Below are 15,656 nucleotides of genomic sequence, written 5' to 3' on the forward strand. Positions count from 1 at the left end.
GGTGGTGTACAGTTGAGTCGCCTGATTAATATTTTGACATATGTTTTGGCTCTTTTTTGGGCTCTTCCCCTCTTCGGGATCATCTATATGGCCTTTAAAGATACAAATACTCAAGGATTTTCATTTACATTTAGTAATTTTGCGGTGGCCTGGAAAACGGCCCCTTTCGCTCAGTATTATCTCAATACCATAGTTATCGTCATTATGATTTTAGCTGTGCAGCTTGTCACGATGACGCTTGCGGCCTATGCGTTTGCGCGGATGAATTTCATCGGACAGGGAATCATGTTCCTTCTTTATCTTGTGCAGATCATGATTCCTATTGAACTGCTGATTTTTCCAAACTCAAATACGATTGCTCAGCTGGGCATTTATGATACGAAGCTGGCCATCATGATGCCATATTTCATTTCCGCGTTCGGTATTTTCCTGCTCAGGCAGACGTTTAAAGGGATTCCGTATGAACTGGAAGAAGCTGCAAAGATGGAAGGCTGCAATCGGCTCCAGATAATCTGGCATGTATATGTTCCGTTGGCAAAGCCGACGTACATCGCCTTTGGGCTTATCTCAGTATGTCATCAATGGAGCAATTTCCTATGGCCGTTAATCATTACAGACTCCGATGAAAATCGTCCACTGACGGTCGGGCTGTCTATGTTTGCCAAAGCATCCGATTCCGGTGCTCAATGGGGAGTGGTTGGTGCCGCTACTTTATTTGTTGCTTTACCGCTTTTGATGGCCTTCTTCATTTTTCAAAAGCAGTTCATATCGAGTTTCATGCATTCAGGAATCAAATGACGGAAAGGGTGAAGCGGATTGAGTTATTCAATTTCAACCTATACATTGTTTACACTGCCCATTGAGGCAGCGGTTGAAGCCCTCATTTTAAAAGGCTGGAAATCGATTGAGATCATGGGAGAAGGAGAATCTCATGGCAGACTGCTGCTCGACATGGATAGAACACAATTGGAGAAGGTTGCGAGACTTGGAAAAGACAATGGTGTCTCGTTTGGTTTTCATTTGCCGATTGTTGGATTTAATCCCGCAAAGGTAGAGGAAGAAACGAAGCATATTTGGGAGAAATGCTTGTTTATAGCCGAAATGTTGGAAGTGGAATATGTTTTACTTCATCTTGGCAGTAATCCGTCTGTTGGTGACGGGCTGGAATCAGCCGCCAACTTTTCAAAGAAAATGCTCCGGGAGCTGCCTGAAAAAACAAAGCTTGTTGTCGAAAACGTCCCTTATGCCAAAAAGGCTGTGGGCACTTCTATAGATGAGCTCAATAAGGTAATTGAAATGATTGATAACCCGCGTGCAGGCATCATGCTTGATACAGGGCATTGTTATATGAATGAGCAGGCACGGTTTTTAGGGGAATGTACAAAAGCTTTTCCACACTTGTACGGTCTGCATATCAATGACAATCATGGTGTGAGTGATGAACATTTGCAGATTGGGGAAGGGACTATTCCTTTTGGGCCTTTATTGTTTGCTTTAGAGGACAGGTCTGTGAAGTACGTGTTTGAAACAAATACGGTTGAACGAGCCGAGAACTCGATGAATTTTGTAAAAATAAATAACTGGGGGAAGCCGGATGTCGAAAATTCAATTAAATAATGTATGCAAAACATATCCTGGCAACCAAGGGCATTCTGTTAAGAATTTCAACTTAGATATTGAAGAAAAGGAATTTATTGTACTTGTCGGCCCATCAGGATGCGGAAAGTCAACTACTTTAAGAATGATTGCAGGTCTGGAAGACATTTCTGAAGGAGACTTGTTGATTGATGGCCGCAGGGTCAATGAGATAGAACCGAAAAATAGGGGGATTTCCATGGTTTTCCAAAATTATGCGTTATATCCCCATATGACGGTGTTCGAAAACATGGCTTTTGGATTGAGGCGTCAAAAGACGGCAAAAGATCAAGTGAAGGCAAAGGTTGAGGAGGCTTCCGAAATCTTAGGATTGACCAGCCTGTTGAAAAGAAAACCGAAGGAACTTTCTGGAGGACAGAGGCAAAGGGTAGCCTTAGGGAGGGCGATCGTTCGTAACTCAAGTATTTTTCTGATGGATGAACCGTTATCGAATTTAGATGCCAAACTGCGTGTGCATATGAGGGCGGAGATTATTAGACTGCACCGTCAGCTGGGAACAACGACGATTTATGTCACTCATGACCAAACGGAAGCCATGACGATGGCCACAAGAATTGTCATTATGAAAGACGGGGTAATTCAGCAGATAGGCACCCCTTCAGAAGTTTACAGCACACCTGAAAATATGTTCGTGGCAAGTTTTATTGGGCTTCCGGGCATGAATTTTCTGCATGGCAGGGTGCAGGGCGATCGATTTGTTTTTGGCTTGGGCGAAGCATCCTATTCATTCTCGAAAAGTGAGAAAAACATTGTGAATACCAATAATGGTGAAGCTGTTGTTTTGGGAATCCGGCCGGAGGATATTGCTATAACCATGGAAGAAACCACTTTAAAAGGAGTGGTGGAATTAATCGAAAGAAATGGGGCGGAAATGCTTGTTCATACGCGATTGGCCAATCAAGAAATTGTCATTAAATGTAAAACGGACGAGACCTTGAAAATGGGCGATAGGATCAATCTTAACTTTAACAAAGAATCCACTCATATTTTCGATAAAAAGACGGAAAAGCGGCTAATAGAAAATGAGATTCAAAGAGAGGCTTTGCTTACATCTTGTTGACAACGGGGGAATCAATCGATGAATATTGATGATTTTGAAGCATATTGTTTTGATTTGGACGGGACGGTTTATTTGGGGAATGAAATTTTGCCTGGAGCAAAGGAAACGCTCGACTTTCTGAGGATGAATGATAAAAAAGTATTATTTATTACGAACTCGCCCACCCAGACACGAGAAGGCTGCCAAAAACGACTGGAGGCATTGGGGGTAGACGTAACTAGTGATGAAATACTAACGGGTCCTTTTATTTCGGCTTTGTATTTCTCGGAGAATTTTCCCGACGCCCTCATTTATGTTGTTGGGGAAGAAGCAATCAAGACAGAGTTCAATCATTTCTCATTGAAAATGACGGATGATCCCTTGGAAGCGACACATGTATTGGTTGGGCTGGACCGCTCCTTTACGTATGATAAGTTGAACCTGGCCATGACTGCTGTCAGAAATGGGGCGAAGATCATAGTGACAAATCCAGATCCGACCTGCCCAGTTCCGGGGGGAGTTGTTTCCGATACTTATGCGATTGCCCGCGCAATTGAAGTTGCGTCAGGACAGCCTATCTTTGAAGTGACAGGGAAGCCTTCGGCTTTTTACGGAGAGCGAATTCTTAAACAATTAAACGTGGAGAGAGATCGGTGCTTGATTGTGGGCGATCGGCTGGAAACCGATATTCTATTGGGCAAGTTTAGTAAAATTCGTACCTGTCTTGTCCTTTCGGGAGTGGCAAAGAAAGAGGATGTTGACCAGATGAAAATTTATCCAGATTATATCATCAAGGATCTTAATTCATTATTTTTTAAAGTGAAACAGCCTTGCTGAAGAAGCGGTAGAAAGAGGGGCGTATAAGTCACTCTTTTTTTAATGGTAAATGAACATGTATCATCCAGTTATTGGGATCAATACTCGGCCTTATAACGGAATCCTTGGAAAAAACAAATGACCAAGGCAGTGCAGATTCCGCTTGCAATCGAAGGTCAAGTTCAAATTCTTCTTCAGCAATCAAAATGTTATCTCTGTCTAAAATTTTGGCTTTCACACGCTCGATATCCATTGGTTTTTCAAAACCATTCCTCAACAACACAGTTGCGACTGCTCCGCCGTTTTTCTTATATTTTCCTCTGACAAGTGCAACACCGAATTCCTTATGTATCGGTGCCAGCCCCTCAAAAAATGTAAACAGCTCTTCTTTTTGCTTTTGTGTCAGTTTGTCTTCCCATACGGGATGGAACTGTAATCGGGTCATGTAATCCCTACTTTCCAAATGTTTTATATAGATTAATCAATTTTCAAATTGTATGGAGTGGCATTTCCAGAAATACAGAGATTGTATTCGACATATTTCCCGAGAAATAATTTTCTGATCCTATACCAATAGGACATTAAAAACACACTTCAAAGTATCAATAAAATTTTAATCATTTTAAGTTCCTATCTGGGGAGGCTTTTTATGCTATCTTCTCAAACTACACAATGCTTTTATTTGATCGTAGATTCACAGACTATTCCTCTTTTAATTAGATTCATCTCCATTTTTAGATTTTCCAGCGATTCCTGATGGGGTAAATCATGGGCGAATGTTTCGACCAAATTTCTGAATGTAATTGTCGTGATGATTTGCAGGACATGAAATAGTTCCTTCTCGCTGGAAATGTTCAGGCTGCTTCGATCAATCAAAGCTGCGGTTGTCTTGAAATTTTCTCCATGCTTATTTCTATCACTGATCATTCGGGAAAATGAGCTTTCTATTTTTTGTGTCATGTTCAGAAATGCATTTTTCAAAAAGTGAAAATGCTCCTCTTCCTCAAGCATCCGTTCATAAAAATCAAGAGCTGTTTCAAACAGGTCTCCTTCGCGTTCTGTTAATATGGAGAGAAAATTGTATTTTTCTTTTTCGGACAGCTCATTGAGTAAGAAGAAAAAGGCATCGTCTTTGTCCTCAAAATATTGATAAAAGCTTCCACGCGGAATTCCTGCTGCTTTTACAATATTGGAAATGGAGGCATCAAACAGAGGTACCCTCGAAAATTCTGTTTTGATCGCTTGAATCAATGTTTGTCTTTTTTCATCTGGTAAATTGTAAAATGTCAATTTAGGCATGATTTCTTTCATCCTTTAATAATAGTTTTCTTTATTTTCTGCTTCCAAAAATTTTACAAAGTAATTGATTGCCAATACTGGCGACTCCTTCACCAATTCAGCGTATTTTCTTTTCAAAGAAGGAGAAGCAATATCACTTTTTTCAATTCGCCCGATGATATAATCTGCGCTGATTTGTTGAATTTTTTTCCGCTGGTGTTTCGCTTCCCTGGATAGGGCCATGCCGAAAGCCCCTAGAACAGCATACAGGATGATGGTTAGCACCATGTTTTGCCTGTTTGGGATGAAAAATAATATAGTGACTAGATTGAAAATAGAAATAAGAATTAAAGGCAGGGACCAGAATCCGTATTTGGATGATTTTTTTAATAAAGGGGTTATAAGCTCATTTAATTTTTCAAGTTCCCTCTGTATAAAAGGAGGAACATTTGCGATTGGAAACATAATTGCTTCACTCCTTATTTTGTTGTATTTGTCGTAAGATTTCTTCGGTAATTTGAAGCGGGCCATCAAATGGCAGACTTTGCTCAAATTGACTATGTTTTTTGATTTTGTTCACCTGGTCATGGATATTTTCCATTTTCTCATCAAGCTTCAACGCTGAAAACGCAGCTTCTGTCAATTCTTCCTTGAGTTCTTTTGGTATTTCACCGCTATATTTATAATAGATTTTATGTTCAAGACTGGACCAGAAGTCCATGGCAATCGTTCGAATTTGTACTTCTACATACACATCATTTACTCGATTGGACATGAAAACCGGAATTTGAATAATTAAATGTAAACTTCGATAGCCATTGGGCTTCGGGTTTTTTACATAATCTTTCACTTCAATCAATTTGATATCTTTTTGATTTTGCAGCATGCGGCTTATCTTATAAATGTCGGAAATGAAAGAGCATGTAATCCGTACACCAGCAATATCTCGGATGTTTTCCTTGATGGACGAAAGTGTAAGGTCAAATCCTTTTCTGTAAGCTTTATTAATAATGCTTTCCGGAGACTTGAGTCGCGATGTGATATGTTCAATCGGATTATAATCATCAGCGTATTGGAACTCTTGCTTTAAAATATTGATTTTTGTATTCACTTCTTCTAAGGCAAATTTGTAGGTCATCATGAAACGGACAAATGAGTCCTTCAGATTTTTCAAACTGTCGAGTTCATTTTCAACTATCGTTGCCATCATACAGACTCCTTTTGTGACACAATGTCATATCTATATGTCCAGTGTAAATGACAATGTGTCACTAGTCAATTTATCTTTGATAAAAAATGATCTTAAGTACAAAAAAAGAAGAGTTAAAACAATAGATTGATATAATTGTTAAAAAATGGTTGGAAACAAGCTATATGAACTAATTGTATCCTTTTGCGCGATTAGGTCATTCGTTTTGTTTTATCTCGAAAAGCACTCAGATCACTTTGTAAATGCTATGATACTTGTTGATAAAAATTGTAAAAAGGGGATTATGGAATGAATGTTAAAAAGTTTGTCATGTTGATGATGGCAGTCCTTTTGCTTGGAGCATGTGGGAGCAAGGCCGACGATAAAAAAGAAAAGGCGAAGCCGGCCTCAACTGAAGAGAAAGCAGATGACAAAAAAACTGTTGAAGCGGATGCCGAGCAAAAAGACGAGGAGAAGAAATCCGCAAAAAAAGAAGATGATGGTTCCGAATTGAATTCGTATATTAAAGAAAAAACAGGCGGGGATGTCAAAGTTGTTTATACAAACAAAAATCCTGGATTAAAGCACGCTTATAGTGAGGACGTGACGATTGAAATTGATGAGTACCAAATCGTTCACGTATCCAATATGAACGAGTCCGCCAAGACCGATTTTGACGATGAGAATGAAGGGTATGTCCTCACTTATAAAATGACTTTGGATAATAAGGCCGATGAGGACGTTTATTATGCAGGCGGTGTTTCTTTGCTATCAGATGATGGCGAAGAATATATTATTCCAAGACAGCATTTTGTCGATCGGGATGAATGGCTGAAGGACGACAGCACGGAACATGCCTCTCAGTATTCCAAAGGGAAAAGTTTTACAGGAATGAATGCCCACTCGATGACAAAAGCGCAATTTGAAAAGTTGACTACGCCTACGCTGAAAATTGACTCATTGTTCCTTGATGACGACGTCAGCAAGAAACTTGGTGAAGACGCAGTTTTCAAACTGCCTTTTAATGAGGGTGGTGCAAAAAAAGCAGAAACAACAGCAGAGCTTTACCAAGATAAGATGGTAACAGACAACATTGCGGATAAAGAAATCTTTTTCCAAAAGACTGATATGAAAGAGACTAAAGAAATCGATGGAGTTAAAATCACTTTAGATGGTGTTCAGTATGCTAATGTGACTCCGACAGATGCACATGCTGATAGATTCACCAATTTTGGCGATGGTGGACTGGTCGCATTGACTGTGAAGACGACAATTGAAAACGGAAGCGAGACTCCTTTCGATAAGTTTTTGATAGACAGAAAACTGATAATTGATGATGACCGTGGAACGATGTTCAACCAGGGAATGCTTGAACCGAGTTATAGCGGTACGTTCAACCCTGGCGACAAAGATGAGATTCTCACTGTGTTCCTATTCAGGAAAGACGAGTTTGACATTTTCAAAAAGTTTGAGCTGCAAATCGGACCGCTGAAAGATGAAAACGCCAAGGCTTTATTCAAAGAGAAATCTGTCTCATTTGACTTGCCTGTGAAGAAATAATGATTGGGTGGAAAATGAATCCGGCCCAACATGATAAACATTTCATGTTGGGCCGGATTTTTATTTGAAAGATAAGAAAATCCCTAGTGACTAGCAAACTTCGCAATCCTTTCCTCGAAAAAGCTACGCTTCTTCTGCGTGGATGTTTTTCAAGGAAGTGGTTTCAGGGCACTAAGATAAGTCAACATCGGCTTCGACGCACAGGACGTGCTAGTGCAAGCGAAGCGACAGGATGTCGCGCCCTGAGCCTGCTGAGTGCCATCGGCTCGAGGTCATAAGCCAAGCGCTGCTAAACGGACGCTTTTCTTATTCCATTTCTGTTTGTTGCGTATAATATTCCATTGCTTGATTCAGCCAATTTTGTTCATCTTCTGTAAATGGAGAAGGTGTGTTTTCAAGCTCTTGAATATCCAGTTCTTCCACGTCGGTATTAGCCAGCTTTTGTATTAAATCCTCACCTAGAAACTCAAGAGACGCTTCCAGATACGTTTTAACCATTTCTTGTACTTCCGGATCTTCTACAGGCCTGCCATACAATTGTTTTACTTCCTTAGCCAATTGAATATAGGATTGATCTAAGGTGATCTTTTCTTCTTCCGTTTTCTTTGATAACTCTTCCGCTATATCCGTTAGCCTGTGCTTTTCCATCCATTCATTTTGTATATTTTCCGTTTGCCAGCCATGAATAAGGCTGAACAGGATGGCGCTGTCTACTTCTCCTTCTTCCTCAAGTAATTTAATCACTCTCTGAATTGCAGACATTGATTGTTCAATTCGTTCCTGTTCTTTTTTTAGTGCTTGCAGGTGGAGGGTTAAAGTTTCGTTTAAATCAGTTGTAATACTCGATTCGTGTAACAAATCCAGAATTTTATCCAAGCTATATCCGAGGAACTTTAGACTTATGATTTTCTGTAAGGTTAAAATATCTTGGTGCTTGTAAATCCGGTGGCCTGACGACGAATGCTTTTCCGGCTGTAAGAGGCCAATTTCGTCATAATAATGTAAAGTCCGAATAGAAATCCCTGTTTTTTCTGAGAATTCTCCAATAGAATACTTATTATTTTCTTTCATGCGAATACCCCCATAAAGAAGATTACAACCATTATAAAACCTCACGCAACTGGAGGTTCAAGTGGGATTTGTAACAATTTTTCGTTTCAGGCTGACACAATGAGATTAATCACTAGACGGGGAAGTCTGTTTAACTTCATTCAGCAGAAATCTTCCACTTCTGTAAGTGGTGAGATGAATGCATATTGGTATTCCATTCAGTGGGGGTTCAAACCCCGGCTGAATAAAGTTAAAGCCTCCGGCGGATGCCACAGATTTTCAGAGGAAATTTATCGAGCTTAAGCTCGATAAAATCTGGGCGCAAATACGCCAAGGCGCATTTGATACAAAGCTGCCAACTTCTTGCCAAAGCTCTTATGGTTGCAGGATAATATGAATAGGATTTTATTTTCTAAAACTGATCTTTATTTGATTCAATAGTCAGGAAGGGTGGATCACATGAGTATACCTAGAGCATTATCGATAGCCGGTTCTGCCGCGCGAGGCGGAGCTGGGATTCAGGCGGATCTAAAGACATTCCAAGAGATGGATGTGTTTGGGCTTAGTGCCATTACGGCGATTGTAGCCAATCACCCACGTACAGACCAGGGTGTTTTTCCGATAGCTTTTGATGCTATTGAAGCGCAGGTTTACACTGCACTGCGCGATATTGGAGCAGATGCGATAAAAACGGGGATGCTTTTTACCGAGGAAATTATCACCAATGTGGCCAAGTGGATTAAGGAGACGGACACTCCTAATATTGTTGTAGATCCAGTTATGATCGGAAAAATGGGATCTGCGTTGTTAAAGGACGACGCTATTGAGGCTGTAAAAACAAAATTGATCCCGTTAGCCACAATTATTACGCCGAATATGCCAGAAGCTGCGCGACTGTTGGAAACCGATCAGCCGCTTCATTCAGTTGATGATTTGAAACAAGCAGCAGTTGAATTACAAAAACTAGGTCCGAAATACGTCCTTGTTAAAGGCGGGCGTTTAGAGGGCCCTGCGGTCGATGTATTATTTGATGGTGAAAAATTCCACATGCTTAAAGCTCCCCGAATTGATACAATCCATACAAATGGAGCGGGATGCAGCTATTCAGCAGCTATCACGGCTCAGCTGGCCAAAGGAAAATCAGTCCAGGAAGCTGTGGAAGAAGCGAAAAAATTCATTACAGCAGCCATCCGGCACTCGATTACATTTAAACGCGGCGTTGGCCCAACATACCATGCCGCCTACCAGAAATATGGTGAAACAGGGGTACACATCACAATTGAATAAATGAAGAAGCCAGATCCGGGAGCGGATCTGGCTTCTTCATGATATGCCCGGCATGTGGGCACACTAGTCTCGAGTTGCGAAGACAGAAGCGGCAGCTAGCCTAACACAAGAGTGTCCGCGATGACGCAGAATCTAGTCGTTTCTCACTGCTTCGATTTGTAATATTGGTGATGTAGTTGACGGACTTGCTCCGCAAGCTCGGGAACTGGGCCGTCTACTTCCGTATCACGAATGACTTCCTTGATCGGAAGACTGCGGACACGCGATGTTGCGGTAACTCCAAGCTCGTTCAACCATTGCCCCAATTGTTTGGAGGAACTTGCATAAACGATCCGACCTAATCTAACCCATCCGTGTGCAGCAGCACACATGGGACAATGTTCTCCAGAGGTATACACTGTCGCCTTGCTTCTTTCTTCTGGTGTCATGTTCTGAGCCGCCCAGCGCGCCAATGCAAATTCCGGATGTTGGGTATGGTCGCCCCCGGCAACATGGTTATGGTCTTCTACAAGTACTTCTCCGTTGGCTGAGACAAGGATGGAGCCGAAGGGCTCGTCTCCCTTCTTTAAAGCAGTCCTTGCAAGATCAATACAACGTTGCAGATGTTTTAAATCTGTCTCATTAATCATGATTGAGTCCTCCTTGTAAATGTATTGGCAGCTCCTCGTTTACTCTTCTTCAGGATTAAGAACGTAACGAAGGCTATAATAAAAACTGTATTCCTTAACTTTTTAACCTGACCATGTATCGAGACCGCAATTTGTAAGGAACTAAAATTTAATGTGCTGCTTCATCCCTATGCCGTTGGACTTTCATGGCATTTGAATCCCTAACTTTTTTCATTTGCCTTTATTAATAGGCTTTCAATTTCCTTGAATCCAAGTTTTTTTGCGTGTTGCAAAGGAGTGATCCCATCGCTATCGCCTATATTCACATCTGCACCATGTTCGACTAGCAGTTGTACGATTTTTTGATGTTTTTCTCCACCATCTCCTAAAATAACTGCTTCCAATAAAGCGGTCCAATGCAAGTTGTTGATGTGATTGACATTAATGTCTGAATGGGTAAGCAACTCGCGAACAACTTCAACATGTCCACGTTCTGAAGCTGGAATTAGAGCTGTACCTCCGAATCGGTTTGTAAGCTTTGTATCGGCACCACCTTCAATTGCAAGCTTGAGGATTTCAAGCTTCCCTGATGCTCCAGCATGCAGGAGCACATTGTCTAAATTTTTGTCGCGAATATTAATGTCGGCGCCTTTTTGTATCAACGTCTTTACTGTATCTACTTGATTGTTATAAGTTGCTGCCATGACGGCTGTTCTTCCTTGGTCATCTGTTGCATTAATATCTGCCCCATCTTGAAGCAATGCCAAAACATCATCAGTCTTTCCATTTTCTGCTGAAGCAATTAACTGTTGGTCCATTACTTCCACCTTCTTTTCACTGGATTGTGGTTGTTTCTGTAAATCTTGTGAGGAGTTTGGAACACTCTGACATGCGGAAAGCAGAGCGACAATAAAGATTATGCCGTAACGATACATCGTCCACCCTCCTTTTTTGACTCTATAAAAATATGGTAACATGAAGATATCTTAACGAAAAATATATATAAAATATGCTTTGCTAAGGTTTTTCGTATATAAGAAAAGGAGTGTCAATCAACGGAGCCTATAAGCTCAGTCAAAACTGGCTTTCAAATGTACCTAAAGAATTAATGACTTATTTTTAAGATCTAATTAAGGCTATGAATAATTGGGAAGAAGAAATATTTAACTACTTCAATTCCCCCATAACAAACACCTATACAGAATCCCTAAATCGATTAATTAAGATAATGAATCTGTTGGTCATGGTTACTCTTTTGAAGCCCTAAGAGCAAAGGTTTTGTTCCCCAAAGGTTATCGTAAAATTAAAAAGAAAAAGAAATTCAAAGAAGTTGAAATTACTTTCGGAAAAATGTTACCTGATCAATTCCCAAATTGGGAACAAACTGGTTATGAATGGGTGTATGAAGAAATCTATGGTGCTGATTTTTCCACACTGACTAAGGCAATGGAGGAGGGTTCTTTATAGCCCTCTTTCCACACTATTTTCCGAATACCCCAAAAATAATGTTAGTGCCGTAAAAAGATGTGAAAGGAAGTTTCTTTTTCGAAAAAAGTAACCAATCTAATGCTCGCTAGGAGTTCAATCAGAGGTTACTATTTTGTTCGAATATGAGCTGTAAAGAATCAAGTAATTGGGACGATAAGCGAAAAAATGGATTTTTCGACAAGCCAAGAGGGTTTGGGTCTGGCGAGGTTGTCAATATAAATTTGCTCCTTATGCTCCCTCCGGTCCGCTATCGCAAATTTATATTGACAACCGTAAAGTAAGTGCACCTGGCCCAGAGCAAGAATCGAATTTCTATAATGACAGTAATGCAAGCGCTGATTTATAGCTATTGCTTGTTACTCAATCTTTAAAAATAAGCATTTTTCATTTATAAATAAATTGACAAGGAGAGTTGATTCTATGGATTTTGGAGCACAAATAAAAAAGATAAGAACTAATGGTAAGTTAACTCAAGAACAGTTAGCACAAAAATTAAATGTATCAAGACAAACTATTTCTAGTTGGGAAAACAATCGAAATTTACCTGATTTGCAAATGGTGGTCCAAATCGCTCAAACATTTAATCTTTCTCTTGATCAATTAATTTTGGGGGATGATACTATGACAAACAAATTGGTAAAAGACGGAAGCGAAGTAAGAAAAGCAAGAATGAACTTGATAAGTATCATTTTGTTAACAATCGGAGCAATTTGCTTTTTAGCAAAGGCACTTATTGGATCAGAAGTAGATAGTAACGGCATGCTAAATGAACCATTTTTCCTAATTCCAATTGGGTATTTATTTTTATTGAGTGGAGTTATAGGTTTATTAATTGCTTTGGCAAAAAAAATAATAAAAAAGTAGTTATTTGATCCTCTGATTCACATATTCCCAGTTATTTCAGTAATAGACTGTTTAACTGGGATTTTTTGTCTTCTTAGCCGGGGAGCGTCGCGTTTTTATTACCTATTAGACAAAGCCAGTGCAATACGATGCTATAATCCCCCAGTTAAATTCTACTCGCCCCGGCTGTAGTTAATGATGAAGCTCTATATAATGCTGTACGTCCGTATTTATTCCAAATTGCATCTAGCTTTTTAGATTAAAGGGATTGACATTTATAGACTACAGTTGTAGTATTTTGCAATGTTGTAGTCAAATGATAATTAAATGGTGTAAAGGTTGGGTATTACGTGGCTACATTAGTGATTTTGAATTAGTGTTATAAGTAAAGATACAGCAAACAGCCAACAAATTAATATATTTTTATTAGCAATCAGTAAAGAAATTACACACTTCATCATTGCTAGGTCAAAGAAGCAAGTTATATTTTGGATAGAACTAGAAAGAGGTTATGAATTTGATAAAAACATATAAAAACAAATTCAGCATGCATCATTTTACACTGCTTATGTTGTTGGTCGCGGTGATTACACTCACTGCTTGCGTGGATAAAGACAATTCGACTAATTCTCTGTCTAAAGAGGAGAATGAAGTGGGACAAACAGCAAATACAGATGAAAAGTTTGCCCAACTCGAGAACGAGTTTGACGCTCGGATTGGTGTCTATGCGATTGATACGGGCACGAATCAGACTATCGAATATCGACCAGAAGAGCGCTTCGCTTTTGCATCTACTTACAAAGCTTTAGCCGCAGCCATCTTGCTGCAGCAGAACTATTTGGAAGATCTTATGGAAGTTATCACCTACACCGAGGATGATTTAGTTTCCTATTCTCCGATTACAGAGAAACACGTGGATACCGGGATGACCCTTTTGGAATTAAGTGAAGCGGCGGTCCGGTTCAGTGACAACACCGCGGGGAACCTCCTATTTGAGGCATTAGGAGGTCCTAAAGGATTTGAACAAGCCTTAAGGCAAATGGGTGATAACGTTACCCAAGCGGATCGCTTTGAACCAGATTTAAATGAATTTACCCTAGGAGAAACTCGTGATACCAGCACACCGAGAGCTCTTGCCACCAGTCTTCAGGCTTTCGGAGTCAGCGACTTACTTTCCGACGATAAACGTGAATTGTTCACAAATTGGCTAAAAGGCAATGCTACAGGAGATACACTAATTCGTGCAAGCGCACCTGAAGGCTGGGAGGTTGGTGATAAGAGCGGGGCCGGAGGTTATGGAACGAGGAATGATGTTGCCATTGTTTGGTCTCCAAACAGAGAACCAATTGTCATTGCGATTCTGTCAAAAAAAAATACGGAGGATGCTGAGTATGACGATGCGCTGATCGCGCAAGCTGCTAAGGTCGCACTTAACACTCTAAAGTGAATGAGAGGCTGATTAGTTTGTACCAAGGAGTTGGTGGGCAGAACTCGCTATCATTCGATTGCCGCTTGAGTTGGATGATTTTTCGGTTCTTCACCTTTATACGGAACCGTTTTATGTGATTACATCCAATAAGAAGAAGTTATTTAACTTCATTCAGCAGAAATCTCCCACTTCTGTAAGTGGTGAGATGAATGCATATTAGTATTCCATTCAGTGGGGGTTCAAACCCTGGCTGAATAAAGTCAAAGCCTCCGGCGGATGCCACAGATTTTCAGAGGAAATTTATCGAGCGAAGCTCGATAAAATCTGGGCGCAAATACGCCAAGGCGCATTTGATTGAAGACGTATCGCTTATGGATATTCAGGACCTGCCGCTCTTATTGCCCAGTACACAGGGGTTAGGTGTGCATTATTTGATTTTGGAAGCTTTTTCTCGATTTCACCTGCACCCCAAAATTATTGAAGAATGTTCAGACATTTCACTTTTGATGGATTTGGTTTCATCTGACTTTTGTGCATCAATTGTTCCAGAAACCCTGCTTAAGCGATATAAAGAGTATGCTATATACGCTTACAAAATATCCAGTATAATGGAGATGGCTGCCCCGGTCGGATTAGTATGGCTGAAAAATCACCGTTTATCTAATACAGCCCAAAAGTTTATAGAATTGTTCACAAACAAAGCGATATAAACGTAGCATTATACGATTCATGAAGCTACCTTAGGCCCTTGGTTCGTGGATTAGACAATGACTCAGAGGGTGCGTGTAGATAAATTGGCTTTTGTTTAGCTATATGAACCAACTAACCTATATTAAAATAAACCTGTCCAGATCCCTTGGAAACCTCTGTTTTCCAAAGGCTCAGAAGTCTAATTGTATGTGATGTAGCTTTCGTTAATCATCCTCATTGGGGGGAATAATCAACCTCACCTCAATTATTTTCCTCGGTGATTATACAAGACAAAAAGGAGCAAAATCATCACGATATCCAGCCTTGCAGCAAAAGCAAACTGCATGAACCCAGATGAAATCAAAGGAATTTTTGTCAATATCAATGCTGCCACCATGATTCCCATTAATGGCACTGCAGCCAGCCTTGTTCCCTTATTGATCAAAATCAAAATCCCGCACACAACCTCGGTCACCGCGACTGCAAGCATCAGCTTTTCGGGATACGGCAGCCTCAGCTGTATGAATGTGTCTGCCAGTTCCTGATTCATCCATTTCATGGCCCCGGAAACAATGAACACATAGGCGACCGCCCACCTTACCAAAGTGATCATTACCATCTCCCCTTTGTAAACTATATGTTTGTGTTGGACAAACATTGCTTGTTTTCATTTTTTATCATTTCCTGACAGAAGACTCCCACTTCAAGGAATATAAAGGGCGG

Annotated in this window: 20 protein-coding genes and 1 pseudogene; 13 read left to right on the forward strand and 8 right to left on the reverse strand. The window is 40.3% G+C overall.

The window, feature by feature from the left end; genetic code table 11:
• Positions 1 to 12: 12 nt before the first annotated feature.
• Genes D5F11_RS22750 through D5F11_RS22765 form a run of 4 tightly spaced genes read left to right on the forward strand, consistent with a single transcriptional unit; the run spans position 13 to position 3,532 of the window.
• Positions 13 to 798 carry a carbohydrate ABC transporter permease gene (locus tag D5F11_RS22750; RefSeq protein ID WP_120118483.1) on the forward strand — a complete coding sequence of 262 codons (786 nt, stop codon included), beginning with the start codon at positions 13 to 15 and terminating at the stop codon, positions 796 to 798.
• Between the two features lie 18 nt (positions 799 to 816).
• Positions 817 to 1,617 carry a sugar phosphate isomerase/epimerase family protein gene (locus D5F11_RS22755; RefSeq protein ID WP_120118484.1) on the forward strand — a complete coding sequence of 267 codons (801 nt, stop codon included), beginning with the start codon at positions 817 to 819 and terminating at the stop codon, positions 1,615 to 1,617.
• Positions 1,595 to 2,716, forward strand: a complete 1,122-nt coding sequence (locus D5F11_RS22760) for an ABC transporter ATP-binding protein (RefSeq protein ID WP_120118485.1) — start codon at positions 1,595 to 1,597, stop codon at positions 2,714 to 2,716. The genes D5F11_RS22755 and D5F11_RS22760 overlap by 23 nt, the downstream gene beginning before the upstream one ends.
• Before the next feature lie 18 nt (positions 2,717 to 2,734).
• Entirely contained in the window at positions 2,735 to 3,532 is a 798-nt protein-coding gene (locus tag D5F11_RS22765) for an HAD-IIA family hydrolase (RefSeq protein WP_120118486.1), read from the forward strand.
• A gap of 28 nt (positions 3,533 to 3,560) precedes the next feature.
• Here D5F11_RS22765 and D5F11_RS22770 read toward each other — a convergent pair whose 3' ends face one another.
• The 4 genes from D5F11_RS22770 to D5F11_RS22785 all read right to left on the reverse strand — a co-directional run bounded on the left by D5F11_RS22770 (position 3,561) and on the right by D5F11_RS22785 (position 5,996).
• Entirely contained in the window at positions 3,561 to 3,956 is a 396-nt protein-coding gene (locus tag D5F11_RS22770) for an SLAP domain-containing protein (RefSeq protein ID WP_120118487.1), read from the reverse strand.
• Between the two features lie 233 nt (positions 3,957 to 4,189).
• Positions 4,190 to 4,810, reverse strand: coding sequence for a TetR/AcrR family transcriptional regulator (locus D5F11_RS22775; RefSeq protein WP_120118488.1), 621 nt, complete (start codon positions 4,808 to 4,810; stop codon positions 4,190 to 4,192).
• Positions 4,811 to 4,825: 15 nt separating this feature from the next.
• Positions 4,826 to 5,254, reverse strand: a complete 429-nt coding sequence (locus D5F11_RS22780) for a DUF5392 family protein (protein WP_120118489.1) — start codon at positions 5,252 to 5,254, stop codon at positions 4,826 to 4,828.
• A gap of 7 nt (positions 5,255 to 5,261) precedes the next feature.
• Complete coding sequence (locus D5F11_RS22785) at positions 5,262 to 5,996, reverse strand: GTP pyrophosphokinase (protein WP_120118490.1); 735 nt, start codon at positions 5,994 to 5,996, stop codon at positions 5,262 to 5,264.
• Between the two features lie 291 nt (positions 5,997 to 6,287).
• Between D5F11_RS22785 and D5F11_RS22790 the strand changes: the two genes are divergently transcribed.
• Complete coding sequence (locus tag D5F11_RS22790) at positions 6,288 to 7,538, forward strand: DUF5068 domain-containing protein (protein ID WP_120118491.1); 1,251 nt, start codon at positions 6,288 to 6,290, stop codon at positions 7,536 to 7,538.
• Between the two features lie 306 nt (positions 7,539 to 7,844).
• Here D5F11_RS22790 and D5F11_RS22795 read toward each other — a convergent pair whose 3' ends face one another.
• Complete coding sequence (locus D5F11_RS22795; RefSeq protein WP_120118492.1) at positions 7,845 to 8,609, reverse strand: MerR family transcriptional regulator; 765 nt, start codon at positions 8,607 to 8,609, stop codon at positions 7,845 to 7,847.
• A 99-nt stretch (positions 8,610 to 8,708) separates the two neighbouring features.
• On the opposite strand from D5F11_RS22795, the gene D5F11_RS25715 reads away from it, so the two are divergent.
• Both D5F11_RS25715 and thiD read left to right on the forward strand, forming a co-directional pair.
• Positions 8,709 to 8,891 carry a hypothetical protein gene (locus D5F11_RS25715; RefSeq protein ID WP_143253786.1) on the forward strand — a complete coding sequence of 61 codons (183 nt, stop codon included), beginning with the start codon at positions 8,709 to 8,711 and terminating at the stop codon, positions 8,889 to 8,891.
• Between the two features lie 156 nt (positions 8,892 to 9,047).
• Positions 9,048 to 9,875, forward strand: a complete 828-nt coding sequence (gene thiD / locus D5F11_RS22800; RefSeq protein WP_120118493.1) for a bifunctional hydroxymethylpyrimidine kinase/phosphomethylpyrimidine kinase — start codon at positions 9,048 to 9,050, stop codon at positions 9,873 to 9,875.
• Between the two features lie 143 nt (positions 9,876 to 10,018).
• On the opposite strand, the gene D5F11_RS22805 is transcribed toward thiD, so the two are convergent.
• Together D5F11_RS22805 and D5F11_RS22810 are read right to left on the reverse strand one after the other, a co-directional pair.
• On the reverse strand, positions 10,019 to 10,504 hold the full coding sequence (locus tag D5F11_RS22805; protein ID WP_120118494.1) for a nucleoside deaminase: 486 nt from the start codon (positions 10,502 to 10,504) through the stop codon (positions 10,019 to 10,021).
• A 200-nt stretch (positions 10,505 to 10,704) separates the two neighbouring features.
• Positions 10,705 to 11,301 (reverse strand): ankyrin repeat domain-containing protein, encoded by a 597-nt coding sequence (locus tag D5F11_RS22810; RefSeq protein WP_120118502.1) that lies wholly within the window; start codon positions 11,299 to 11,301, stop codon positions 10,705 to 10,707.
• 320 nt (positions 11,302 to 11,621) lie between these two features.
• On the opposite strand from D5F11_RS22810, the gene D5F11_RS22815 reads away from it, so the two are divergent.
• The 6 genes and pseudogenes from D5F11_RS22815 (at position 11,622) to D5F11_RS22840 (ending at position 14,953) form a co-directional block, all read left to right on the forward strand.
• Complete coding sequence (locus D5F11_RS22815) at positions 11,622 to 11,750, forward strand: transposase (RefSeq protein WP_120118495.1); 129 nt, start codon at positions 11,622 to 11,624, stop codon at positions 11,748 to 11,750.
• Positions 11,751 to 11,761: 11 nt separating this feature from the next.
• Entirely contained in the window at positions 11,762 to 11,950 is a 189-nt protein-coding gene (locus D5F11_RS22820; RefSeq protein ID WP_120118496.1) for a hypothetical protein, read from the forward strand.
• A 441-nt stretch (positions 11,951 to 12,391) separates the two neighbouring features.
• Positions 12,392 to 12,835: a DUF3955 domain-containing protein gene (locus D5F11_RS22825; RefSeq protein WP_120118497.1), complete on the forward strand. Its 444-nt coding sequence runs from the start codon at positions 12,392 to 12,394 to the stop codon at positions 12,833 to 12,835.
• Positions 12,836 to 13,382: 547 nt separating this feature from the next.
• Positions 13,383 to 14,261 (forward strand): class A beta-lactamase, encoded by an 879-nt coding sequence (gene bla / locus D5F11_RS22830; RefSeq protein ID WP_244862006.1) that lies wholly within the window; start codon positions 13,383 to 13,385, stop codon positions 14,259 to 14,261.
• Between the two features lie 40 nt (positions 14,262 to 14,301).
• Positions 14,302 to 14,403 (forward strand): annotated as a pseudogene (locus D5F11_RS27590) (LysR family transcriptional regulator); the annotation flags it as partial.
• 190 nt (positions 14,404 to 14,593) lie between these two features.
• Complete coding sequence (locus D5F11_RS22840; protein ID WP_342776057.1) at positions 14,594 to 14,953, forward strand: LysR family transcriptional regulator substrate-binding protein; 360 nt, start codon at positions 14,594 to 14,596, stop codon at positions 14,951 to 14,953.
• A gap of 245 nt (positions 14,954 to 15,198) precedes the next feature.
• On the opposite strand, the gene D5F11_RS22845 is transcribed toward D5F11_RS22840, so the two are convergent.
• A complete protein-coding gene (locus D5F11_RS22845; protein WP_120118499.1) occupies positions 15,199 to 15,546 on the reverse strand; it encodes a DoxX family protein in 348 nt (115 codons plus the stop codon).
• Positions 15,547 to 15,656 lie beyond the last annotated feature (110 nt).

The sequence above is a fragment of the Siminovitchia terrae genome (assembly GCF_003605405.2).
In the GTDB taxonomy this organism is placed as follows: Bacteria; Bacillota; Bacilli; order Bacillales; family Bacillaceae_C; genus Siminovitchia; species Siminovitchia terrae.